The sequence below is a fragment of the Pseudomonas weihenstephanensis genome, assembly GCF_016812185.1.
Classification (GTDB): Bacteria; Pseudomonadota; Gammaproteobacteria; order Pseudomonadales; family Pseudomonadaceae; genus Aquipseudomonas; species Aquipseudomonas weihenstephanensis.
Window position 1 is genome coordinate 358,607 of sequence record NZ_JAAEBV010000005.1, and the last position, 24,838, is coordinate 383,444.

Genomic DNA, 24,838 nt, shown 5'->3' on the forward strand with positions numbered 1-24,838 from the left:
CCAGTGGCGGCCAAAAGTGGCGCAGTATAACTGGCAACATCGCTTTTACAGACAGTAAAGCTGAACTGTAAACGCGCCGTTTAAAACATAAACATCGCTGAGCAGAGCCTTGCCTCTGGGCTGTATGACCCTTACCCGGTCCTATAATTCAGCGCCTGCGAGCAAAGCCTCAGGCCAACGGCCCGTTGAGCAGCGGCACAAAACGCACATTGCCGATGACCCGACGCGCAAAGCCGTGTTCCTCACGCACGATCAGCATCAACTTCTGAACCTCGCCCGCACCCACAGGGATGACCAAACGCCCACCGGGAGCCAATTGATCGAGCAACGCCTGGGGCACATCAGTGGCGACCGCCGTTACGATAATACCGTTGTAAGGCGCCAAGGCCGGCCACCCTTCCCAGCCATCGCCCCAACGAAACACGACGTTGCGCAAGTTCAGTGCCAGTAAACGCTCTTTGGCCCGATCCTGAAGCACCTTGATGCGCTCAACCGAAAAAATCCGTTCAACCAACTGCGAAAGGACCGCTGTTTGATAGCCAGAACCGGTGCCGATTTCCATGACCTTGTCCAGCGGGCCGTCTTCAAGCAACAACTCGCTCATGCGCGCAACCATGTAAGGCTGGGAGATGGTCTGGTTATTGCCAATCGGCAGCGCGGTGTCCTCGTAAGCACGGTGTGCAAGGGCTTCATCTACAAACAGATGGCGCGGTGTACGCCGGATGACCTCAAGCACATTGTGATTAACGATGCCCTCTTCACGCAGACGCTGAATCAACCGCTCCCGTGTCCGCTCCGAGGTCATGCCAATACCGCGATGCATCAGGCCATCCTGCTCACGCCCCATCAGTCCAGGCCCTCAAGCCAACCACTAAGGCCCTTGAAGCCGTCGGCGAATGTGCGGTCCAGTTGCAGTGGCGTGATCGACACATAACCTTGCATGAGCGCATGAAAATCAGTGCCCGGCCCTCCGTCCTCAACATCACCCGCGGCGGCAATCCAGTAACCGGCTTTGCCGCGCGGGTCGACCACATGGACCGGAGCCGCCGCCCGCGCCCGATGACCGAGGCGCGTGAGCTGAATGCCGCGGATTTTGTCCAAAGGCAAATTGGGAATATTCACGTTAAGTACGGTGCGCGGCGGCAGGTCCAGTTGCTCATGGGCCTGCACCAGCTTGCGTGCAAAATAGGCGGCCGTGGGCAGGTTGTCGACTTGGCGCGAGGCCAACGAAAACGCAAAGGAAGGTCGCTGCAAAAAACGCCCCTCCAAAGCCGCCGCCACCGTGCCGGAATACAGCACATCATCCCCCAGGTTGGCACCCAGATTAATCCCCGAAACCACCATGTCGGGTTGCGGGTCGAGCAAGCCGTGGATACCCAGATGCACACAATCGGTGGGCGTGCCGTTGATACTGACAAAGCCATTGGCGAGCGTGTGCGGATGCAACGGTCGATCCAGCGTCAGCGAACTGCTGGCGCCACTTTTATCCTGCTCGGGCGCAATCACCACGCACTCGGCATAATCGCCCAACGCAGCGTGAAGCGCTGCAAGGCCCGGAGCGCTTACCCCATCATCGTTTGAAATCAGAATACGCATAGGCTGTCCGTTTGACCCAGCGGCACCAGATCAACAAGCTCGCGCACCAGAACAGTGGCAAAGCATCCGGCCGGCAGTACAAATTCCAGTTGCAGAATGTCAGGCTCCGGATAATGCCACGTCAACCGGCCAATGGGCAGCCGCAGAATGCGTCGTTCATGGCTCATGCCTGCCCGAACCAGCCAATCACGCAGGGCAGCTTCGCGCTCGGCAATGGATTGTTCCAGGAGATGGGTTGCGCCTTGCGTGGGCGAGTCACCCTCCCCCCATAGCGGCCCCGTCGGGTGCAGGTCCAGAATCGCCAGGCGCGGATCACTGCATTCAGCCTCCCCGGCCGGGAAAAAACTGCGGCTGTCGGTGAACGCCAGCAGGTCGCCTACTTGGGCCTGCTGCCATGTACCATCGGCGACGCGTGCCGCCAGCACTTGGTTGAACAGGTAGCTGCGAGCTGTCGACAATAACCGCGAGCGCACATTGCGTTGTTCCGGCAATGCCTTGCGCGCGGCATAGTCGCGCGCTTCGCCCAGATTGCCGCCCTGCCAGCCAAACCGCTGCGTGCCAAAGTAATTGGGGATCCCCTGCTTGGCGATCCGTTCTAGACGCTGTTGCAGTGCGTCCTTGTCACCGGCCAATTGCGTCAAACGCAAGGTAAAACCGTTTGCCGCGTGCGCACCGCGCTGCAACTTACGTTTATGGCGCGAAGTCTTGAGAATTTTCAGCGTGTCATTTTCAGCACTCGACAGGTCCGGATCAGCTTTGCCCGGCAACTGCACGCTGAACCACTGACGGGTCAGCGCCTGACGATCCTTCAAGCCGGCGTAACTCACCGTACGCAGAGGCACCCCCGCCGCCTTGGCGATGCGGCGGGCAGCTTCTTCGGTATTCAGGCCACGTTTCTCAACCCACAACCATAAGTGCTCGCCCTCACCGGACAACGGGATGTCCAGCACTTCGTCGACCTGAAAGTCTTCAGCCACGGCTTTGAGTACAGCGCTCCCCAAAGCGTCGCCATAAGCCCGTGGGCCGAGCAGATCAAAATCGTTCATGCGCGAACCAACAACGCAATGGCATGCACCGCGATACCTTCTTCACGACCGACAAACCCGAGCTTTTCGGTGGTAGTGGCTTTAACGTTCACTTGGTCCAAATCAACCTCAAGATCCGCAGCAATCAGCGCGCGCATCGTTTCAATATGCGGCGCCATTTTTGGCGCCTGAGCAATGATGGTGTTGTCGACATTGCCGACCTTCCAGCCTTTGGCGTGGATCAGGCCCACCACATGACGCAACAGCACGCGACTGTCCGCACCTTTGAAGGTCGGGTCGGTGTCCGGGAAATGCTTGCCGATATCGCCCAGCGCCGCGGCGCCGAGCAGCGCATCACTGAGCGCATGCAGCAGCACGTCGCCATCAGAATGGGCCAGCAAACCAAATTTATGTGGGATTCGCACACCGCCCAAGGTAATAAAATCGCCCTCAGCAAAACAGTGCACATCATAGCCGTGGCCAATACGCATAAAAAAACGCCCCGATTAAGTCAGGGCGTGATTCTACCTACTTTGTCCCGCATTGGGCGCTATTAGGCGCATAGCACGTCGGCGTGATGACGCAAATGGTCGTCGATGAAACTGGCGATGAAGAAATAGCTATGGTCGTAACCCGGTTGCAGACGCAAGGTGAGCGGGTAATCGGCCAACTGCGCTGCTTTTTGCAACACCTCAGGCTTGAGCTGCACGGTCAAAAAGTCATCCCGATCACCTTGATCGATCAACAGGGGCAATCGTTCGCGCGCCTCACCCAGCAGCACGCTGGCGTCCCACTCACGCCAGCGCGAACGTTCCTCGCCCAAATAGTGAGTGAACGTTTTTTGTCCCCACGGGCAGTCCATCGGGTTGCTGATGGGGGCAAACGCCGAAACCGACTGATAGCGTCCCGGATTGCGCAATGCGCATACCAGCGCTCCGTGCCCACCCATTGAATGGCCACTGATGCCACGCTTTTGAGAGGCCGGAAAATGCGCTTCAACCAATGCAGGCAATTCCTGCACCACATAATCGTGCATCTGATAATGCTGCGCCCAGGGCTGCTGCGTGGCGTTCAGGTAAAAGCCGGCACCCAGCCCGAAGTCCCAAGCCCCGTTCGGGTCATCCGGCACGCCCTCGCCACGCGGGCTGGTATCGGGCGCCACAATGATCAGCCCCAACTCGGCGGCCATTTTCATTGCGCCCGCTTTGTGCATGAAGTTTTCATCAGTGCAGGTCAAACCCGACAGCCAATACAGCACAGGCAATTTGGCGCCGTGTTCAGCCTGAGGCGGCAAATACACGGCAAATACCATGTCGCAACCGAGCACATCAGAACGGTGCTTGTAACGTTTGTGCCAACCGCCAAAGCTTTTCTGGCAGGAAATATTTTCCAGGGTCATCGGAAAGCTCCCGGTGGCCAGCCCCAAATACTTGCGGCTGACCCCTGTCGATTAGAAATGGATGACGGTGCGGATGCTTTTGCCTTCATGCATCAGGTCGAAAGCCTTATTGATATCTTCCAGGCCCATCGTGTGGGTGATGAACGTATCCAGCGGGATTTCGCCAGACTGCGCCATGTCGACATAGCTCGGCAGTTCGGTGCGACCGCGTACACCACCGAATGCCGAACCGCGCCAGACGCGACCGGTCACCAACTGGAATGGACGTGTCGAGATCTCTTGACCGGCACCGGCCACGCCGATGATCACAGACTCGCCCCAACCCTTGTGGCAGCTTTCCAACGCCGACCGCATCAATTGCACATTACCGATGCACTCGAAGGAGAAATCCACGCCGCCGTCCGTCATGTCGACAATCACGTCCTGAATCGGGCGATCGAAGTCTTTGGGGTTGACGCAATCAGTCGCACCCAATTGCTTGGCGATTTCAAACTTGGCCGGGTTGATGTCGATGGCAATGATGCGTGCAGCCTTGGCTTTCACCGCACCGATGACGGCTGACAAGCCAATGCCGCCCAGTCCGAAGATGGCCACGGTGTCGCCGGGTTTGACCTTGGCCGTATTAAGCACCGCGCCGATCCCGGTGGTCACGCCACAGCCCAGCAGGCAGACTTTTTCCAGTGGCGCGTCTTTAGCAATCTTGGCCACCGAGATTTCTGGCAACACGGTGTACTCGGAGAAGGTCGATGTCCCCATGTAGTGGAAAATTGGCTGCCCTTTGTAGGAGAAACGCGTAGTGCCATCAGGCATCAGACCTTTGCCCTGGGTCGAGCGAATCGCCTGACACAGATTGGTTTTCCCCGACAAACAGAATTTGCACTGACGGCACTCCGGGGTGTACAGCGGGATGACGTGATCGCCGACAGCAACCGATGTCACGCCTTCGCCGATAGCTTCGACAATAGCGCCACCTTCGTGGCCCAAAATCGACGGAAAAATGCCTTCCGGGTCGGCGCCGGACAAGGTGTAGGCATCGGTATGACAAACGCCAGAAGCCACAACGCGCAGCAACACTTCGCCTGCTTTGGGCATGGCAACGTCCACTTCAACGATTTCCAGCGGTTTTTTGGCCTCAAAGGCTACGGCAGCACGTGACTTGATCATCAATCGTCTCCAGCAAAGTAAAAACAAGACATGCAGTGTAAATCAGCGCTGGCTGATTAATAATCCAGCCAAAAGCAAAACATTATTGCCAGACAGGGACAATCATTCATGACCGAGAACCGCTGGGAAGGTATAGACGAATTTGTCGCGGTCGCTGAGTGCGGTCAATTCACCGCTGCCGCTGAGCGACTCGGTGTGTCGTCGTCACACATCAGCCGTCAGGTCGCCCGGCTGGAAGAGCGCCTGCAAACACGTTTGTTTTATCGCAGTACGCGGCGCGTGACCCTGACAGAGGCCGGACAAACCTTTCTGCAACATTGCCAGCGCCTGCAAGACGGACGCGAAGAAGCGCTGCGCGCGATCGGCGATCTGGCCAGCGAACCCAAAGGGTTACTGCGCATGACCTGCGCCGTGGCCTACGGGGAGCGTTTTATCGTGCCGCTGGTGACGCGATACATGGCGCTTTACCCGCAACTGCGGGTGGACATTGAACTGAGCAACCGACCTTTGGACCTGGTGCACGAAAGCCTCGATCTGGCCATTCGGCTGGGTCGCCTCCAGGATTCACGACTGGTTGCCACGCGACTGGCCCCACGACGCATGTATCTGTGTGGCTCGCCGTCCTATCTGGAACGTTATGGTCGGCCCCACAGCGTGTCTGAATTGAGTCGCCACAACTGCTTGATTGGCAGTTCAGATATGTGGCAATTGCAGCAAGACGGACGTGAATTTTCGCAACGCGTGCAAGGCAACTGGCGCTGCAACAGTGGACAGGCGGTATTGGATGCAGCGCTATTTGGCACGGGATTATGCCAACTGCCGGACTACTACGTGCTGGAACACCTGAAAACGGGGGCGCTGGTGTCACTGCTTGAAGCGCATCAACCGCCCAATACCGCCGTCTGGGCGCTGTATCCGCAACAACGGCACTTATCGCCCAAAGTCAGAAAATTGGTGGACTACTTGAAGGAAGGGTTGGCGCAGCGCGAGGAGTATTTGAGCTAGGCACTGCGCAAGGTTTCTGTAGTCGCTGTCGAGGTACGAAGACTGCGATAGATTGCGCAGCGATCGTACCTCGCCAGCCACTACGGGTGCGTGCGACCCCAACGCAAACGCAGCCATTCAAGGTCTTCAGGGCGAGTGACTTTGATGTTGTCCGAGCGCCCTTCGATCAAGCGCGGCGCAAGTCCGGCCCACTCCATCGCTGACGACTCATCGGTCACTGTGGCATCCGCCACCAGGCTATCGGCCAAGGCACGGTGCAACATGCCCAGGCGAAACATCTGCGGCGTGTACGCCTGCCAAATCAGGCTTCGATCAACCGTTTCCACCACGCGGCCGTTCTTATTGACACGCTTGAGCGTGTCCCGAGCGGGCACCGCCAGCAAACCGCCGACGGGATCATCAGCCAGTTCACTCAGCAATTTATCCAGGTCTTCGCGGGACAGGTTGGGCCGCGCAGCGTCGTGCACCAGCACCCAGTCATCGTCAGACGCGCCTTGTGCATGCAAGTGCAGCAGCGCATTGAGCACCGAGTCGGCACGTTCACGTCCGCCGTCAACCCGAACAATACGCGGGTCAGCCACGCACTGTAGGGACGGCCAGAAAGGATCATCACACGCCACACTGACCACCAGCCCCTTAAGGCCCGGATGATCAAGGAAACAGCCAAGGCTGTGTTCGAGAATACTGCGCCCGCCCAACTGCAAATACTGTTTGGGACGGTCCGCGGCCATACGGGCTCCGACGCCCGCGGCAGGAATCACGGCCCAGAAGGCCGTAGTTGAAACACTCATTGAGCCAACTGGTAGAGGGTTTCGCCCTCTTTAACCATGCCCAATTCATGGCGAGCACGTTCTTCAACGGTCTCCATGCCTTTTTTCAGCTCAAGCACTTCCGCATCCAGTACGCGATTACGCTCCAGCAATATTTCGTTTTCAGCACGCTGATCGGCGATTTGCTGAGTCAGGTCGGTAACCTGCGCCAAACTGCCATTCCCCACCCACAGGCGATACTGTAGGCCAGCCAGCAGCAAGAGCAAGATAAGGAACAACCAATTGGGACTGCGCATCGAATATCAGGTATCCAGTGAAAAGACAGCCATGCCGACAAACATAAACAACGAATAGTACAAAGCCTGGACGAACCAGGCTTGTATACAGAAGCATCAGATTAGTGTCAAAAAACTCACAGTGGCGAATTTTCCGACACAACCTGCTGTTTTTTTTACGCCAGACGCTTAACCGCGGAACTCGCCGCGACCGTTGTACTTGGCTTTTGCCCCCAACTGCTCTTCGATACGCAGCAATTGGTTGTACTTGGACACGCGATCCGAACGGCACAGAGAGCCGGTCTTGATCTGACCCGCCGACGTGCCCACGGCCAGGTCGGCAATGGTGGAGTCTTCGGTTTCGCCGGAACGGTGCGAGATCACAGCGGTGTAACCCGCCGCCTTGGCCATCTGGATGGCTTCCAGTGTTTCGGTCAGGGTGCCGATCTGGTTGAACTTGATCAGGATCGAGTTGGCGATCTTTTTATCGATGCCTTCTTTCAAGATTTTGGTATTGGTCACGAACAAATCGTCACCGACCAGCTGCACTTTCTCGCCGATCTTGTCGGTCAGGATTTTCCAGCCATCCCAGTCAGACTCATCCAGGCCGTCTTCAATGGAGATGATCGGGTAGCGCTGAGTCAGGCCCTTCAGGTATTCAGCGAAGCCTTCGGAGTTGAAGACTTGACCTTCGCCCGACAGGTTGTATTTACCGTCTTCGTAGAATTCGCTGGCTGCGCAATCCAGTGCCAGGGTCACGTCGGTGCCCAAGGTATAACCGGCATTGGCGACTGCCTCGGAGATCACTTTCAGTGCATCTTCGTTAGAGGCCAGGTTGGGCGCGAAACCACCCTCGTCGCCCACTGCGGTGTTCAGGCCACGGGCCTTGAGCACAGCTTTGAGGTGATGGAAGATTTCGGTGCCCATGCGCAACGCGTCAGAGAAGGTCTTGGCGCCGACTGGCTGAACCATGAACTCTTGAATGTCGACGTTGTTATCGGCGTGCTCACCACCGTTGATGATGTTCATCATCGGAACCGGCATCGAGTAAACACCCGGTGTGCCGTTGAGGTTGGCGATGTGAGCGTACAGCGGCAGGTCCTGGTCCTGAGCAGCCGCTTTGGCAGCTGCCAACGAGACGGCCAGGATCGCGTTAGCACCCAGCGAGCCTTTGTTTTCAGTACCGTCCAGCGCGATCATCGCGTGGTCCAGTGCTTTTTGATCAACCGGGTCTTTACCCAGCAGCAAATCACGAATAGGGCCGTTAATGTTGGCAACGGCTTTCAGCACGCCTTTGCCCAAGTAACGGCTCTTGTCGCCATCACGCAACTCCAGTGCTTCACGGGAGCCGGTAGAAGCACCGGACGGCGCGCACGCGCTGCCGATGATGCCGTTGTCGAGAAGCACGTCCGCTTCCACAGTGGGATTGCCACGGGAGTCGAGAACTTCACGACCTTTGATGTCGACGATTTTTGCCATTGTTGTAAATACTCCAAAGTTGACGAAAACGACGCAGCTGAGGGAAATTTGGTCATCGCCGGCAAGGGTCGAGTAACAGGCAGCCTTGCGGACGATAAGGCTCGGACCCTGAGGCCCGAGAAATCGTGCGGTACTTTACCGGAGAATCGAGGGTTACGCGGTTTCTATTGCAGGAAAACTCTTAACCAACTCATCCAGCGACTTCAACTGGGCCAGGAACGGCTCCAGTTTGTCCAGACGCAAGGCGCAAGGGCCATCACATTTGGCGTTGTCCGGGTCCGGGTGCGCCTCAAGGAATAGGCCCGCTAGGCCCTGGCTGATACCGGCCTTGGCCAGGTCAGTGACCTGGGCACGGCGACCACCGGCTGAATCGGCACGACCACCAGGCATTTGCAGCGCGTGGGTCACGTCGAAAAAGACCGGGTATTCGAACTGTTTCATAATGCCGAAGCCCAGCATGTCGACCACAAGGTTGTTGTAGCCAAAGCTGGACCCACGTTCACAGAGAATCAACTGATCATTACCCGCTTCTTCGCACTTGCTCAGGATGTGTTTCATTTCCTGTGGAGCGAGGAACTGGGCTTTTTTGATGTTGATCACGGCGCCGGTTTTGGCCATGGCCACCACCAGATCGGTCTGGCGCGACAAGAACGCCGGCAATTGGATGATGTCGCAAACCTCGGCGACCACGGCTGCTTGCGCAGGCTCGTGGACGTCGGTAATCAGCGGCACACCAAAGGCTGCCTTGATGTCCTGGAAAATCCGCATGCCCTCTTCCAGGCCGGGGCCACGGTAAGAGCTGACAGATGAGCGATTGGCCTTGTCGAAACTGGCCTTGAACACGTAAGGAATACCGAGCTTTTCGGTAACCCGCACGTACTCTTCGCACACCTGCATGGCCATATCACGGCTTTCCAGCACGTTCATGCCACCGAACAAGACCATTGGCTTGTCGTTTGCAATTTCGATATTGCCTACACGAATAATCTTTTGCGCCATGCTCAATTACGCCTTTTTCTCGTGTTGCATCAGTGCCGCTTTGACGAAACCGGTGAACAGTGGGTGGCCATCACGTGGCGTCGAGGTGAACTCCGGGTGGAACTGGCACGCGACGAACCAAGGATGATCCGGGGCTTCAACCACTTCTACCAGCGCGCCGTCGCCAGAACGACCGGTGACTTTCAAGCCCGCTTCCATCAACTGAGGCAGCAGGTTGTTGTTCACTTCGTAACGGTGACGGTGACGCTCAACGATTACGTCTTTGGCGTAGCAGTCGTGCACCTTGGAGCCGGCTGCAAGCTGGCAATCCTGCGCACCCAGACGCATGGTGCCGCCCAGATCCGAGGTTTCAGTACGGGTTTCAACAGAGCCCGTGGCGTCTTCCCACTCAGTGATCAAGCCGACAACCGGGTGGCCGCTGCTGCGATCGAACTCAGTGGAGTTGGCGTCTTTCCAGCCCAGCACATTACGTGCGAACTCGATAACCGCTACTTGCATGCCCAGGCAGATACCCAGGTAAGGCACCTTGTTTTCGCGTGCATATTGAACCGCCGTGATCTTGCCTTCGACGCCACGCAGACCGAAGCCGCCCGGAACCAGAATGGCATCACAGCCTTCAAGCAGTTCAGTGCCTTTGTTTTCGATGTCTTCGGAGTCGATATAACGCAGGTTGACCTTGGTACGGTTGGAAATACCGGCGTGGCTCATCGCTTCAATCAGCGATTTGTACGCATCCAGCAGTTCCATGTACTTGCCGACCATTGCGATGGTCACTTCGTGCTCCGGATTAAGCTTGGCGTCGACCACTTTGTCCCATTCGGACAGGTCCGCGCTGTTGCATTCGAGGCCGAAACGCTCAATGACAAAATCATCCAGACCCTGAGCGTGCAGCATGCCCGGGATCTTGTAGATGGTGTCGGCGTCTTCCAGCGAAATCACCGCGCGCTCTTCAACGTTGGTGAACAGCGCGATCTTGCGACGCGAGGACACATCAACGTGGTGATCGGAGCGGCAGATCAGTACATCTGGCTGCAAGCCGATAGAACGCAGTTCTTTAACCGAGTGTTGCGTAGGTTTGGTTTTCGTTTCGCCAGCGGTGGCGATGTACGGAACCAGTGTCAGGTGCATCAGCATGGCGCGCTTGGCGCCTACTTCGATGCGCAGTTGACGGATAGCTTCGAGGAACGGTTGCGACTCAATGTCACCCACAGTGCCGCCAATCTCAACCATCGCTACGTCGGCATCGCCGGCGCCCTTGATGATTCGACGCTTGATTTCGTCAGTGATGTGCGGAATTACCTGGATAGTTGCCCCCAGGTAATCACCACGGCGCTCCTTGCGCAGAACGTGTTCGTAAACACGGCCCGTGGTGAAGTTGTTGTTCTGGGTCATGGTCGTGCGGATAAACCGCTCGTAGTGACCCAAGTCCAGGTCGGTCTCGGCGCCGTCGTGTGTGACGAACACTTCACCGTGCTGGAACGGGCTCATGGTGCCCGGATCAACGTTGATGTAGGGGTCCAGCTTCAGCATGGTGACCTTAAGTCCCCGCGCCTCCAGGATGGCTGCCAATGAAGCCGAGGCAATGCCTTTCCCCAATGAAGAAACAACACCGCCCGTGACGAAGATGTAGCGCGTCATGAAAAACCCTAGAAGTCTGCGTTAAAGCGGTCAGAGCCGCCGGGGAAAGCGAAGGAAGGCCGAAGCCCCCAATCACCAGCATTAGTCACAGTGCACCTTTCGAAAAACTGCTGCGTTGAAACAGACCGATGGCAACCATCGGTTCGATACAAGCCACACATTTTTTTAAAATCGCCCAGCAAAGACTGCTTGGTAATCGGCAGCTTCTGTAATTCCGGTGAATCTACAGAAGCTGTATCAAGAAGGGAGCGTAGTCTACCGGAAAGCCCCTTTCAGCTCAAACCTTGATCGCTTGAAGTTGGCAACCACTGCAATTGCCAGCGCCCACAGGGGCTGGAGTCCAGTCCACTGACGTTTGCCACGGCCAATAACTGCTCATTACAGTACACAAGCGGCAATCTGCCACGGGCGAAGAGCGGCACTCCCCGCTCGTTGAGCAAGCGTTTGAGATCACGACGGCCGCGTTGCGCCAACGTCATCACTTCGCCTCCCAAACGATAGTTCACCTGCAAGGGACCCTGCGGGGCATCTCCAATCAAACGTAACAGACCATTTCCAGGCAACGATAAAGGCGCTTCTGGATGCAGCCATTGGAGTGGCGCGCACGGGGATTGCAACCACTCGCCGGACAACCACCAGATTCGACCGCCCGCCCGATGCAGCTCGCCATCGGCCAGACGCCAGATCGGCTGGGCATCGTCACGCGCATCGCGCAAGACCTCCCAACCCGCCCAATGCTCGGTATCAGGCATACGACTCAAATGAGCCAGCCAATGACGCAAAGCATTGCGTTGGCGGGCAGGCGACAAACGGGCAATGAGCGCAAGCTCCAACGAAGGCAGGCCAAGCCATGCAAATGCGGTGGCGGTACGGGCGACACCCAAGTCCTGCCCGGCCAGTTCATCCAGCAAACCTTGCGCCTCGGCACAGTGTGCTGCGCTGCGCGCCAATGTCGCGGCAGCTTGCGGCCAGCGTCGGGTCAGGATCGGCAGCACTTCATGGCGCAAGTAATTGCGGGAAAAGTCGCTGTGCGCATTGGAAGGATCTTCAACCCAGTTCAAGCCATGGGCGTGCGCATAATTCTCAAGCGCTGTACGACTTACATCCAGCAGCGGTCGGCACATATCCCCGTCACCCAGACGGCGTTGACGCGGCATGCCCGTCAACCCACTCACACCTGCCCCGCGCAGCAAGCGAAACAGCACGGTTTCGGCCTGATCGTCACGGTGCTGGCCCGTCAGTAGCACTTCGTCAGCCTGGGTGAGCGCCGTAAACACCTGATAACGCGCCTCCCGCGCCGCGCGCTCGATACTGGGCCCTGCGCGCACCTGTACGCGAACAACCTGCAACGGCACGCCCAGCCCGTCACACAGCGCCTGGCAATGTGCTGGCCACGCGTCAGCGATTGCCTGTAAGCCATGATGAACATGGATCGCAGTCAGCGCAGGAAGTGCATGGGTTTTACGCAGTTGTACGAGAAGGTGCAGCAGAACAGTGGAGTCAAGGCCACCGGAGAGCGCGACATGCCAGGCCTTGGCCTTACGCCAGGGGTTGAGGGCATGCAGAAGCAAAGCCGGGATGTCAGACATTAAAGCCCCCTCACCTTGGCCCTCTCCCCGAGGGAGAGGCCAGGGTGGGGGCCGACCTTAATCAGAGATCAGAGACCGTAGCTCATCAAACGGTCATAGCGACGCTTGAGCAGCGTTTCGTGATCCAGCTTTTTCAGCATATCCAGCTGAGAAATCAGATCTGCACGAATGCTGGCAGACGCGGCCACAGGATCACGGTGAGCGCCACCCAAAGGCTCGCCAATCACCTTGTCGACAATGCCCAGGCCTTTCAAGCGCTCAGCGGTAATGCCCATTGCTTCGGCTGCATCCGGCGCTTTTTCGGCGGTTTTCCACAGAATCGACGCGCAGCCTTCTGGCGAAATCACGGCGTAAGTGGAGTACTGCAACATGTTCAACTGATCGCACACACCAATCGCCAAGGCACCGCCTGAACCGCCTTCACCGATAACAGTGGCGATGATCGGGGTTTTCAAGCGCGCCATGACACGCAGGTTCCAGGCAATGGCTTCGCTCTGGTTGCGCTCTTCAGCATCGATACCCGGATACGCACCCGGCGTGTCGATAAAGGTCAGGATCGGCATCTTGAAGCGCTCGGCCATTTCCATCAAACGGCAAGCTTTACGGTAGCCTTCAGGGCGCGGCATGCCGAAGTTACGGCGCACCTTTTCACGTACTTCGCGACCCTTCTGGTGACCGATCACCATTACCGGCTGATCGTCCAGACGCGCAATGCCGCCCACAATGGCCGCATCGTCCGAAAAGTGACGGTCGCCGTGCAGTTCATCGAACTCAGTGAAGATGTGGTCGATGTAGTCCAGTGTGTAAGGGCGGCGCGGGTGACGGGCCAGGCGGGCAATCTGCCAACTGGTCAGCTTGCCGAAAATATCTTCAGTCAGCGTTTTGCTTTTGTCTTGCAGGCGAGAGATTTCATCGCTGATGTTCAGCGAATTGTCATTACCGACCAGGCGCAACTCTTCGATTTTGGCTTGCAGGTCAGCAATCGGCTGTTCGAAATCAAGAAAATTCGGGTTCATAAGCATCCGTCTTGGGTCGGCGGCAAAGCATGCCAGAAGGTCTGAGGCCCAGCATTTGCTGGTGCATCCAAACAGACTGGGGCAGCCGGTTGATCTGTATCGCGCCTACCTTAAGGGACAGGCGCTCTCAGGTCGAGATTAAAAATTAGGGTCGAGGTCAGGGCGCGTGTCACGCCCCTGACCGTCAACGGTATTGGAGGAAGACGTTGTCTCGCCCAAACTGGTCACGCAAGGCTTGAATCAAGCTGTCTGCCGGATCGATTCTCCAGCTCTCTCCGAACTGCAACATCGTCTTGGCATCGCCCCCTGTGTATTCCATGGTAATCGGGCAAGCGCCGCGGTGCTTCTTCAGCAAATCGCCCAACTGACGTAACTGATCACCTTTGAGAGCGGCGTGATTGACTTTCAGGCGCAAGCTTTCGGCCAAACTGGTACGCGCATCTTCCATGCTCATCACCCGCTTGACCCGCAGACGCAAGCCGCCGGAGAAGTCGTCATTACTGACCTCCCCTTCGACGACCACCATCGCATCGGTCTGCAACAGCGATTGCGCAGAATGGAACGCTTCGGCAAACAAGGAGGCTTCTATGCGGCCCGAACGGTCATCAAGCGTGATGAAGCCCATCTTGTCGCCTTTTTTGTTCTTCATGACGCGCAGGGCGATGATCATGCCGGCAACCGTCTGCGTATCGCGAGCAGGCTTGAGGTCGATAATGCGCTGGCGGGCAAAACGACGGATTTCGCCTTCGTATTCATCGATCGGGTGGCCGGTCAGGTAAAGGCCCAGCGTGTCTTTCTCACCCTTGAGTCGCTCTTTGAGCGTCAGCTCCTTGGCTTTGCGATGGTTGACATACACGTCGGCATCTTCTGCGACAAACACGCCACCAAACAGGTCATCGTGGCCACTGTCATGGGTACGCGCGGTTTGCTCTGCCGCCTTGATCGCACCTTCCAGAGCGGCCAGCAGAATTGCACGATTCTGATCGATGCTCGCCTGATAAGCCTTGGGTTCGTCATGGAAGCAAGGCCCCAGACGGTCCAGTGCCCCACTGCGGATCAAGCCATCAAGGGTGCGCTTATTGATGCGCTTGAGGTCAACCCGGGCACAGAAATCGAACAGATCCTTGAAGGGTCCATCCTGTCGCGCCTCGGTAATGGCCTCGACCGGACCTTCACCCACGCCCTTGATAGCGCCCAAACCGTAAATAATCCGACCTTCGTCGTTCACCGTGAACTTGTATTCGGAGGCATTCACGTCCGGTGCGTCGAGACGCAGCTTCATCGTGCGCACTTCTTCGATCAAGGTTACAACCTTGTCGGTGTTGTGCATGTCCGCCGAAAGTACCGCCGCCATGAACGGCGCCGGATAGTGCGTCTTCAGCCATGCGGTCTGATACGACACCAGGCCATATGCCGCCGAGTGAGACTTGTTAAAGCCATAACCGGCGAACTTCTCCACCAGGTCAAAAATGTTACCGGCAAGGTCAGCGTCGATGTTGTTGTTGGCACAACCTTCAATGAAACCACCGCGCTGCTTGGCCATTTCTTCGGGTTTTTTCTTGCCCATGGCGCGACGCAACATATCAGCCCCGCCGAGGGTATAACCGGCCATGACCTGTGCAATCTGCATCACCTGTTCTTGATACAGAATGATGCCGTAGGTCGGGGCCAATACCGGCTTGAGGCCTTCGTACTGGTAATCCGAGTGCGGATACGCCAATTCGGCGCGACCGTGTTTACGGTTGATAAAGTCGTCAACCATGCCGGATTGCAGCGGGCCCGGACGGAACAGGGCCACCAGTGCGATCAAGTCTTCCAGGCAGTCGGGCTTGAGCTTTTTGATCAGCTCTTTCATGCCGCGCGACTCAAGCTGGAACACCGCCGTGGTCTCAGCCTTTTGCAGCAATTGATACGTCGGTTTGTCGTCCAGCGGGATAAAGGCGATATCCAGCGCCGGCTCGTCGACCTTGGCGCGCTCGCGGTTAATGGTTTTGAGCGCCCAGTCGATGATCGTCAGCGTGCGCAAGCCCAGGAAGTCGAACTTCACCAGACCTGCGGCCTCGACGTCATCCTTGTCGAACTGGGTGACCAGACCACCGCCCTCTTCGTCGCAATAAATCGGCGAGAAATCGGTCAATTTAGTCGGCGCAATGACCACACCACCCGCGTGCTTACCGACGTTACGCACAACGCCTTCAAGCTTGCGTGCCATGTCCCAGATTTCGGCGGCTTCTTCATCGACCTTGATAAAGTCGCGCAGGATTTCTTCCTGCTCATAGGCTTTTTCAAGTGTCATGCCGACTTCAAACGGAATCATCTTCGACAGACGATCTGCCAGGCCGTATGACTTGCCCTGCACCCGCGCCACGTCTCGAATCACGGCTTTGGCCGCCATCGAACCAAAGGTAATGATCTGGCTTACCGCGTTGCGGCCGTACTTCTCGGCCACGTATTCAATGACCCGGTCCCGACCATCCATGCAGAAGTCGACGTCGAAGTCGGGCATCGATACCCGTTCCGGGTTCAGGAATCGTTCGAACAGCAGGTCATATTCAAGCGGGTCAAGGTCCGTGATCTTTTGAACATAGGCCACCAGAGATCCGGCACCCGACCCACGGCCCGGCCCCACGGGCACGCCATTGCTTTTGGCCCACTGGATGAAGTCCATTACGATCAGGAAGTAACCTGGAAACCCCATCTGGATGATGATATCCAGCTCAAAATTCAGTCGATCGACGTACACCTGACGCTTGGCGTCGTAATCTTCAGTGGTGTCTCTGGGCAGCAAGACGCTCAGGCGCTCTTCCAGGCCATCGAACGACACTTTGCGGAAGTATTCATCGATGGTCATGCCATCGGGAATCGGGAAGTTAGGCAAAAAGTGCTTACCCAGCTTCACTTCGATATTGCAGCGTTTGGCGATTTCGACCGTGTTTTCTAGTGCTTCGGGCAAATCGCTGAACAGCTCAGCCATTTCCTCGGCGCTTTTAAGGTATTGCTGATCGCTGTAGTTTTTTGAGCGACGCGGGTCATCAAGCGCACGCCCTTCACCAATGCACACGCGCGTTTCATGCGCCTCAAAGTCCTGTTGCTTGATGAAGCGCACATCGTTCGTGGCCACCAACGGTGCACCGATCTTGTCGGCCAGTGCCACCGCAGCATGCAGGTGCTCTTCATCATTGGGACGTTTGGTGCGTTGCACTTCCAGATAAAAACGATCCGCAAATACATCCATCCATTCGCGGGCCAGGGTCTCGGCCTCTTCAGTGTTACCACTGATCAGCGCGACACCGATCTCGCCCTCTTTGGCGGCCGACAACATGATCAGGCCTTCAGACGCCTCAGCCACCCATTCGCGCTCAATGATGACCTGACCGTTGCGCTGGCCATCAATAAAACCACGGGAAATCAGTTCAGTCAGGTTGCGATAACCCACGCCGTTCATCGCCAACAGGCTGATGCGACTCAAGGGGTTTTCCGGATCTTTGTTCGACAGCCACAAATCCGCGCCGCTGATTGGCTTGATTCCGCCGCCCATGGCCGCTTTATAGAACTTGACCAATGAACACATGTTGTTCTGATCAGTTACCGCCACAGCGGGCATGTTCATGCCCGCAAGGGTTTTGATCAGCGGCTTGATCCGCACCAGGCCATCGACCAGGGAATATTCAGTGTGCAGGCGCAGGTGAACGAATGAAGCCGGCATGGTGATCCTGTCTATAAGCTTTGAGAAACAACAAGGCCCGGATTGTACCGGGCCTTGGCAAAAACATCAGCCTTGAGGCTAAACCTCGGTCAGACCTTCGCGCGCCTCGTAGGCTCGCCGCACCGGACCAAAGGAACGTCGGTGAATGGGTGTAGGACCAAGACGCTCAAGGGCTTCAAGATGTACAGCTGTCGGGTAGCCCTTGTGACCGCCGATGCCATAACCCGGATATTGCAGTTCAAAAGCGGCCATCTCGCGGTCACGACTGACCTTGGCCAAAATCGACGCTGCGGCAATCGCCGGTACTTTGCTATCGCCTTTTACAACGGCCTCAGCAGGCATTGTCAACGCAGGGCAACGATTGCCGTCGATCATTGCCAGTTTCGGGGTGATGCTCAACCCTTCTACGGCACGCTGCATGGCCAACATAGTGGCATGCAGAATATTCAACTCGTCAATCTCTTCAACTTCTGCGCGTGCAATGCACCAGCTCAGGGCCTTTTCGCAGATTTCGTCATAGAGCTTTTCGCGGCGCGCTTCGGTCAGTTTTTTCGAGTCATTAAGGCCCGCAATCGGGCGCGCAGGGTCGAGAATCACCGCCGCGGTCACGACCGCTCCACACAACGGGCCGCGACCGACTTCATCAACGCCGGCCACAAGGTCTTCGACCAGATTGAAGTCCAATCCGATTTGCATAGTCACTTTACTCATTTGGATTGTGCAATCAGTTCCAACACGGCCTTGGCCGCCTGATTGGAGGCGTCGAGGCGCAATGTGCGATGTATGGCGTCAAACCCCTGCGTTTGCTCATCTCCATTGTCCAGGAGCGGCAACAGGGTTTGCGCCAGTGCGTCAGGGGTGGCTGCGTCCTGTAATAACTCCGGCACCAACATGCGCTGGGCCAACAAATTAGGCAAAGACACGTAAGGACTTTTGACCAGACGCTTGAGAATCCAGAACGTGAGCCGCGCAAGCCGGTAAGCCACAACCATAGGCCGCTTGTACAACAACGCCTCAAGGGTCGCCGTACCAGACGCAATCAACACCGCATCACACGCTGCCAACGCCAAGTGCGATCGGCCGTCCAGCAGCGTCAGCGGCAAGTCGCGTCCAATCAGCAACTGCTCGACTTGCTCGCGTCGTGCGGCATTGGCGCACGGCAGCACAAAACGTACTTCAGGGCGGACTGCGTGGATTTTCTGCGCAGCATCGAGGAATAATCCTCCCAGCTTGCCCACCTCCCCCCCACGACTGCCTGGCATCAAAGCGACCAACGGCCCGTCTGCCAATCCTAACTCAGCGCGCGCTGCGGCTTTATCCGCGTGCAGCGGGATGGTGTCAGCCAGCGAATGCCCGACAAAACGCACCGGCACGCCGTGCTCTTCGTAGAATTTGGCTTCAAAAGGCAACAACGTGAGCATCAAGTCGCAGCCTTCGCGAATTTTAAGCACACGCTTCTGACGCCAGGCCCAGACCGACGGGCTGACGTAATGCACGGTTTTGATCCCGGCACGGCGTAATTGAAGCTCGATATTGAGGGTGAAGTCCGGTGCATCGATGCCGATGAACACGTCCGGCTTTTCGGCAATAAGTGTCTGAACCAGCTCCTTGCGACGTTTGAGCAGTTCACGCAAGCGACCCAGTACTTCAACCAGCCCCATGACAGAGAGACGCTCCATCGGGAAGTAAGAGCGCATGCCCTCGGCCTCCATCAACGGACCACCGACCCCGATAAACTCAACATCAGGGTGCTGGGCTTTGAGTGCCCGCATCAAACCCGAACCCAAAATATCGCCCGAGGCTTCCCCCGCCACCAGCGCAATACGCAATCTGGCCATGATCAGCGGGTGATGCCACGTGTGGAAGAACGGATGGAGTCGACAAACAGGGCAACTTCGGGGAATTGCGCGGCGGGATCAGCCAGCTCGACAAGCGCTTGCTCCACCGTCAGCCCCTGGCGGTAAACCACTTTGTAAGCGCGGCGCAGCGCATGGATGGCATCTTCGCTGAAACCGCGACGGCGCATGCCCTCCAAGTTCATGCTGCGCGCTTCGGCAGGGCTGCCGAACACGGTTACAAACGCAGGAACATCCTTGCCTATCGCCGTGCCCATGCCGGAAAAGCTGTGGGCGCCGATATGGCAAAACTGATGAACCAAGGTGAAACCGGACAAAATCGCCCAATCCCCCATATGCACATGGCCCGCCAATGCGGCGTTGTTGACCAGAATGCAGTGGTTACCAATCACGCTGTCATGCCCGATATGGGCATACGCCATGATCAGGTTGTGATCACCCAACGTGGTCTCGGCACGGTCCTGAACCGTACCGCGATGGATGGTGACACCTTCACGAATCACATTGTGATCACCGATCACCAGCCGTGTTTCTTCGCCCTTGTACTTCAAGTCGGGCGTGTCTTCGCCTACCGAGGAGAACTGGTAGATGCGATTGTGTTTACCGATTTTGGTTGGGCCTTTGAGAATCACATGCGGCCCAATCACTGTCCCCTCGCCGATTTCCACACCTGCGCCGATGATCGACCAAGGGCCGACCTCGACGTCGTCGGCCAAAATGGCCGTCGGATCGATGATTGCGCGAGGGTCAATCAAACTCATAGTTTGCGTTCCGCACAGATAATTTCAGCCGAGCATACCGGCTTGCCATCAACCGACGCCTGGCACTCGAACTTCCAGATTTGACGCTTGCAGCTCAAGAACTTGGCTTCAAGGATCAATTGGTCGCCCGGCGTGACTGGCTGGCGGAAACGCAGCTTGTCGGAGCCTACGAAATAGTAAAGCGTGCCGTCAGCAGGCTTCAGGTCGAGCATTTTAAAACCAAGAATGCCCGCAGCCTGAGCCATCGCTTCAATGATCAGAACACCGGGCATGATCGGATGCGCCGGGAAGTGACCATTGAAGAAAGGCTCGTTGATGCTGACATTCTTGTAGGCACGAATGCGTTTGTTCTCGACATCCAGATCCACCACTCGATCCACCAGCAGGAACGGGTAACGGTGAGGCAGATATTCGCGAATCTCGTTGATGTCCATCATTTCGTGGGGAAGCCTGTAATAAAGATTGGGCGCGCGCGACAAAGGCGCGCTCCTCTAGCAAATCAAGCGCACAAACCAGTGGTTCTGCGCACCTGATATGGAAATAGTATTAGCTTTCAGATGAAGCGATACCCTCAGGGGTCACTTCTCGACGCGCTTTTCCAGTTGTTTCAACCTTCTTGCGATGTCGTCCAGCTGGCGAATACGTGCTGCACTCTTGCGCCACTCAGCCGCTGGTTGCATCGCCGTACCGGAAGAATAGGCGCCCGGCTCGGTAATCGAATGCGTCACCATGGTCATGCCGGTGAGAAAAACGTTATCGCAGACCTCGATATGCCCCACCAGCCCCACACCGCCGGCCAACATGCAGTGTTTGCCGATTTTAGTGCTTCCCGAAATCCCGACACACGCGGCCATCGCCGTATGGTCACCGATCTGCACGTTGTGCGCGATCTGAATCTGGTTATCAAGCTTGACGCCATTGCCAATGACCGTATCTGCCAGTGCACCGCGGTCGATAGCCGTGTTGACGCCAATTTCAACGTCATCACCAATGGACACGCCGCCGATCTGGGCGATTTTTTGCCACACACCTTTCTCGTTGGCAAAACCGAAGCCTTCGCCCCCCAGCACCGCACCTGACTGAATGACCACGCGCTTGCCGATGCGAACATCGTGATAAAGCGTCACGCGGGGAGCCAGCCAGCCACCTTCGCCGATTTCGCAGCGAGCGCCGATAAAGCAATGAGGGCCAATGGTAACGCCGGCCGCAATGCGCGCACCGCTTTCAATTACCGCAAAGGCACCAATGCTTGCCGCAGGATCAATCACTGAGTCAGCCGCAATTACCGCAGTAGGATGAACCCCGGCCACGGCTTTGGGCTTGGGATCAAACAGGTGGGAAATACGGGCATACGCCAGATAAGGGTCGGGCACAATCAACGCATCACCGACATACCCTTCGGCATCGGCTGACTTGAGCAATACAGCTCCAGCCTGACAATCCACCAGGTATTTTCGGTATTGAGGGTTGGCCAGAAAGCTCAACTGAGATGGGCCAGCCTCTTGTAAAGTGGCTAGCCCAGTGATTTCTTTCTCCGCGCTGCCACGCAAGGTGGCACCGAGGAACTCGGCCAAATAGCCGAGTTTTATAGTCGCAGTCATAATTACTTCAGCTGATTCATGCGCTCAATGACTTGGCGAGTGATGTCGTACTGAGGCTTTACATCAATCACAGCACCACGCTCGAACACCAGGTCAAAGGCACCTTTCTTGATGACTTCTTCAACAGCGCTGTCCAGTTTTGGCTTCAGCTGTTTCAGCATTTCACGGTCAGCAACTGCTTTGGCTTCATTCAGCTCCTTGGACTGGAACTGGAAATCGCGGGCCTTTTGCTTGAATTCAAGCTCCAGACGCTCACGCTCGCCTTGCTGCATTTTGTCGCCGCCTTTGACCAAACGATCCTGAATGCCTTTGGCACTGCTTTCCAGGGACTTGAGTTTAGTCAGTTGCGGACCGAATTTTTTCTCGGCATCGACGGCGTAACGCTTGGCAGCGTCCGATTCGAGCAGCGCCATCTGATAGTTCAGTACGGCGATTTTCATGTCGGCGAACGCCGGACCTGCTACCAGAACCGAAGCCAGGAGAACCAATTGAGTCAACTTACGCACGATGCACTCCTACAAAATCGTTGTGTTATCTGAAGTCAGGCTTTTAGAAAGTCTGGCCGAGAGAGAATTGGAACACCTGTGTATCGGCATCATCCGGTTTCTTGATTGGCATCGCCAAGCTGAAGCTCAACGGACCAAGAGCAGTGACCCACGTTACGCCAACACCCACAGAACTGGCCAGGTTGCTAAAGCCGATATCGCAATCTTTGGTATCGCCTTTGCAGTTCGTGTCGAACACGTTACCCACATCCCAGAATACGGAGGTGCGCAGGGAGCGTTGATCTTTCACAAACGGCATTGGGAAGAGCACTTCAACACCACCCTGGATCAGCACGTTACCACCGAATGGCAGCGAATCCTGGTCCGGGTCGACCAAGGTACCGTTCTTACCTGTACTTGGCGTACTGCGAGGACCCAAGGCACTGTCTTTAAAGCCACGTACCGAGTTGAAACCACCGGCGTAGTAATTCTCGTAGAACGGAAGCCCTGAGGTTGAACCATAACCATCACCATAGCCCAGCTCAGTGTGCAGGCGCATGGTGTAGGTATCAGTCAACGGCTGGAACAGCTGTGCACGGTAATCCAGTTTGTAGAATTGCAGGTCGCTGCCCGGAATAGTGGTCTCAAGCGTCAGGCTTTGCGAGCTACCGCGGGTTGGCAACACACCTTTGTTCAGCGTCGACTCGGACCAGCCCACCGATGCCTTGAAGTTGAGGTACTTGTCACCTTCACGGTTTACGAAGTCGAAAATCTCGTCGACGGTGTAATCACCTGTGCTGATTTCATCCTGCTGCACGCTCAGGCCATAGGTCAGACGTGACGTATCGCTGATCGGGTAGCCCATGGTGATGCCTGCACCCAGGCTGTCCACCGAATAGTTTGCAACATCAACGTCGAGTTCTTTGTAGTCAGTGGTGCGATAGAACGCGTTGTAGCCCAGGCTCACGCCATCGGCAGTCCAGTAAGGATCAACGTAGCTGAAGTTGTAACGGCTCTGGTACTCACTGCGGGTCAAGCCGAGGCTGACGCGGTTACCGGTACCCAGGAAGTTGTTCTGAGTGATCGAGCCACCGAGGATCAAACCGGCGCTCTGGGCAAAGCCGACGCTGGCGGTGATCGAGCCGGAGGCTTGTTCTTCTACGGCGTAGTTAACGTCAACCATGTCGTCAGTGCCTGGCACTGCCGGGGTTTCTACGTTCACTTCCTTGAAGAAGCCCAGACGCTCAAGACGCACCTTGGACTGATCAATGAGGTAAGTCGACGCCCAGCCGCCTTCCATTTGACGCATTTCGCGGCGCAGCACCTGGTCTTCAGATTTGGTGTTGCCACGGAAGTTGATGCGGTTAACGTAAGCACGCTTGCCCGGATCAACCACAAACGTAATGGCTACGGTGTGATCTTCAGGGTTTGGCTGCGGCACGCCGTTAACGTTGGCAAAGGTATAGCCTTCGTTACCCAGACGACGGGTAATCAGCTCAGAGGTGGTGGTCATCAGCTTACGCGAGAACACCTGGCCCGGCTGAACCAGCAGCAGCGATTTGATCTGGTCTTCTGGGACCTTGAGGTCACCGCTCAGCTTGACTTCACCCACATTGAATTTTTCGCCTTCGTTCACGTTGACCGTGATGTAGACGTTTTTCTTGTCGGGCGTGATCGAGACCTGAGTCGAAGCAATATCCATATTGATATAGCCGCGATCGAGGTAGTAAGAGCGCAGACGTTCAAGGTCGCCCGAGAGTTTTTCACGCGCATACTTGTCGTCATTCTTGAAGAACGACAACCAGTTGGTGGTTTTCAGCTCGAACAGATCAACGAGGTCGTCTTCCGGGAAAACAGTATTACCCACCACGTTGATGTGCTGGATGGCTGCCACCGTGCCTTCGTTGATATTGACCTTCAAGGCAACCCGGTTGCGCGGCTCGGACACCACTTCGGTGTCCACCGTAGCCGAGTAGCGGCCTTGGGCAACGTACTGACGTTGCAGCTCGTTACGCACACCTTCAAGGGTGGCGCGCTGGAAGATTTCGCCTTCGGCAAGACCCGACTGTTTAAGACCTTTCATCAGGTCGTCAGTGGAGATCGCCTTGTTACCGTCAATGGTGATGCTGGAGACGGAAGGACGTTCGACAACCGTAATGACAAGCACATTGCCATCACGACCCAGTTGGATGTCCTGAAAGAACCCGGTTTTGAACAACGCACGAGTGGATTCCACCAAACGGCGGTCATCCGCTACCTCACCCACGTTCAGCGGCAACGCGCCAAACACGCTACCAGCGGAAACCCGCTGCAGCCCGTTGACACGAATATCAGAGATAGTGAAGGACTCGGCGTGAACTTCGGCGATCATCAGTACGGCGAGAACCGCAGTTAGCAGCAGACGTTTCATGAAGTCCTTTCTTATTCCAACTGGCAATAAACAAACTGCCGCAAAATGCGGCAGATTCGCAATT

Annotated in this window: 21 protein-coding genes and 1 pseudogene; 1 reads left to right on the forward strand and 21 read right to left on the reverse strand. The window is 56.5% G+C overall.

Annotated elements, in window-relative coordinates:
- Positions 1–169: 169 nt before the first annotated feature.
- From GYN01_RS17795 to GYN01_RS17820, 6 genes are all read right to left on the reverse strand, one after another.
- On the reverse strand, positions 170–805 hold the full coding sequence (locus GYN01_RS17795) for a protein-L-isoaspartate(D-aspartate) O-methyltransferase (protein ID WP_173426975.1): 636 nt from the start codon (positions 803–805) through the stop codon (positions 170–172).
- Between the two features lie 41 nt (positions 806–846).
- Positions 847–1,596, reverse strand: coding sequence for a 5'/3'-nucleotidase SurE (gene surE, locus GYN01_RS17800; RefSeq protein ID WP_203307544.1), 750 nt, complete (start codon positions 1,594–1,596; stop codon positions 847–849).
- On the reverse strand, positions 1,584–2,642 hold the full coding sequence (gene truD, locus GYN01_RS17805) for a tRNA pseudouridine(13) synthase TruD (RefSeq protein WP_203307545.1): 1,059 nt from the start codon (positions 2,640–2,642) through the stop codon (positions 1,584–1,586). The genes surE and truD overlap by 13 nt, the downstream gene beginning before the upstream one ends.
- On the reverse strand, positions 2,639–3,112 hold the full coding sequence (gene ispF / locus GYN01_RS17810) for a 2-C-methyl-D-erythritol 2,4-cyclodiphosphate synthase (RefSeq protein WP_048363376.1): 474 nt from the start codon (positions 3,110–3,112) through the stop codon (positions 2,639–2,641). Before ispF ends, truD begins: the two co-directional genes overlap by 4 nt.
- A gap of 62 nt (positions 3,113–3,174) precedes the next feature.
- A complete protein-coding gene (gene fghA / locus GYN01_RS17815) occupies positions 3,175–4,020 on the reverse strand; it encodes an S-formylglutathione hydrolase (RefSeq protein WP_203307546.1) in 846 nt (281 codons plus the stop codon).
- Between the two features lie 51 nt (positions 4,021–4,071).
- Entirely contained in the window at positions 4,072–5,184 is a 1,113-nt protein-coding gene (locus GYN01_RS17820) for an S-(hydroxymethyl)glutathione dehydrogenase/class III alcohol dehydrogenase (protein ID WP_048363374.1), read from the reverse strand.
- A 108-nt stretch (positions 5,185–5,292) separates the two neighbouring features.
- On the opposite strand from GYN01_RS17820, the gene GYN01_RS17825 reads away from it, so the two are divergent.
- Positions 5,293–6,189: a LysR substrate-binding domain-containing protein gene (locus GYN01_RS17825; RefSeq protein ID WP_048399991.1), complete on the forward strand. Its 897-nt coding sequence runs from the start codon at positions 5,293–5,295 to the stop codon at positions 6,187–6,189.
- An 80-nt stretch (positions 6,190–6,269) separates the two neighbouring features.
- On the opposite strand, the gene ispD is transcribed toward GYN01_RS17825, so the two are convergent.
- The 15 genes and pseudogenes from ispD to bamA form a co-directional block, all read right to left on the reverse strand.
- Positions 6,270–6,980: a 2-C-methyl-D-erythritol 4-phosphate cytidylyltransferase gene (gene ispD / locus GYN01_RS17830; protein ID WP_048363372.1), complete on the reverse strand. Its 711-nt coding sequence runs from the start codon at positions 6,978–6,980 to the stop codon at positions 6,270–6,272.
- Positions 6,977–7,255 carry a cell division protein FtsB gene (gene ftsB, locus GYN01_RS17835; RefSeq protein WP_048399993.1) on the reverse strand — a complete coding sequence of 93 codons (279 nt, stop codon included), beginning with the start codon at positions 7,253–7,255 and terminating at the stop codon, positions 6,977–6,979. Before ftsB ends, ispD begins: the two co-directional genes overlap by 4 nt.
- A gap of 168 nt (positions 7,256–7,423) precedes the next feature.
- Positions 7,424–8,713, reverse strand: coding sequence for a phosphopyruvate hydratase (eno, locus tag GYN01_RS17840; RefSeq protein ID WP_048363370.1), 1,290 nt, complete (start codon positions 8,711–8,713; stop codon positions 7,424–7,426).
- A gap of 153 nt (positions 8,714–8,866) precedes the next feature.
- Positions 8,867–9,712 (reverse strand): 3-deoxy-8-phosphooctulonate synthase, encoded by an 846-nt coding sequence (kdsA, locus tag GYN01_RS17845; protein ID WP_048363369.1) that lies wholly within the window; start codon positions 9,710–9,712, stop codon positions 8,867–8,869.
- A 6-nt stretch (positions 9,713–9,718) separates the two neighbouring features.
- Positions 9,719–11,350, reverse strand: coding sequence for a CTP synthase (locus GYN01_RS17850; RefSeq protein WP_048399995.1), 1,632 nt, complete (start codon positions 11,348–11,350; stop codon positions 9,719–9,721).
- A gap of 272 nt (positions 11,351–11,622) precedes the next feature.
- Positions 11,623–12,939: a tRNA lysidine(34) synthetase TilS gene (gene tilS / locus GYN01_RS17855; protein WP_203307547.1), complete on the reverse strand. Its 1,317-nt coding sequence runs from the start codon at positions 12,937–12,939 to the stop codon at positions 11,623–11,625.
- Between the two features lie 68 nt (positions 12,940–13,007).
- Complete coding sequence (locus GYN01_RS17860) at positions 13,008–13,955, reverse strand: acetyl-CoA carboxylase carboxyltransferase subunit alpha (protein ID WP_048400000.1); 948 nt, start codon at positions 13,953–13,955, stop codon at positions 13,008–13,010.
- 184 nt (positions 13,956–14,139) lie between these two features.
- On the reverse strand, positions 14,140–17,661 hold the full coding sequence (gene dnaE, locus GYN01_RS17865; protein ID WP_048363365.1) for a DNA polymerase III subunit alpha: 3,522 nt from the start codon (positions 17,659–17,661) through the stop codon (positions 14,140–14,142).
- 78 nt (positions 17,662–17,739) lie between these two features.
- On the reverse strand, positions 17,740–18,357 hold the full coding sequence (rnhB, locus tag GYN01_RS17870; RefSeq protein WP_048363364.1) for a ribonuclease HII: 618 nt from the start codon (positions 18,355–18,357) through the stop codon (positions 17,740–17,742).
- A gap of 11 nt (positions 18,358–18,368) precedes the next feature.
- Complete coding sequence (gene lpxB / locus GYN01_RS17875) at positions 18,369–19,499, reverse strand: lipid-A-disaccharide synthase (protein ID WP_048363363.1); 1,131 nt, start codon at positions 19,497–19,499, stop codon at positions 18,369–18,371.
- 2 nt (positions 19,500–19,501) lie between these two features.
- On the reverse strand, positions 19,502–20,278 hold the full coding sequence (gene lpxA, locus GYN01_RS17880) for an acyl-ACP--UDP-N-acetylglucosamine O-acyltransferase (protein WP_048363362.1): 777 nt from the start codon (positions 20,276–20,278) through the stop codon (positions 19,502–19,504).
- Entirely contained in the window at positions 20,275–20,715 is a 441-nt protein-coding gene (fabZ, locus tag GYN01_RS17885; protein WP_048363361.1) for a 3-hydroxyacyl-ACP dehydratase FabZ, read from the reverse strand. Before fabZ ends, lpxA begins: the two co-directional genes overlap by 4 nt.
- Positions 20,716–20,824: 109 nt before the next feature.
- A pseudogene (gene lpxD / locus GYN01_RS17890) lies at positions 20,825–21,879 on the reverse strand (UDP-3-O-(3-hydroxymyristoyl)glucosamine N-acyltransferase).
- Positions 21,880–21,881: 2 nt separating this feature from the next.
- Positions 21,882–22,385: an OmpH/Skp family outer membrane protein gene (locus GYN01_RS17895; protein WP_003440444.1), complete on the reverse strand. Its 504-nt coding sequence runs from the start codon at positions 22,383–22,385 to the stop codon at positions 21,882–21,884.
- A 43-nt stretch (positions 22,386–22,428) separates the two neighbouring features.
- Positions 22,429–24,774 carry an outer membrane protein assembly factor BamA gene (gene bamA / locus GYN01_RS17900; RefSeq protein WP_048363360.1) on the reverse strand — a complete coding sequence of 782 codons (2,346 nt, stop codon included), beginning with the start codon at positions 24,772–24,774 and terminating at the stop codon, positions 22,429–22,431.
- Positions 24,775–24,838: the final 64 nt, after the last annotated feature.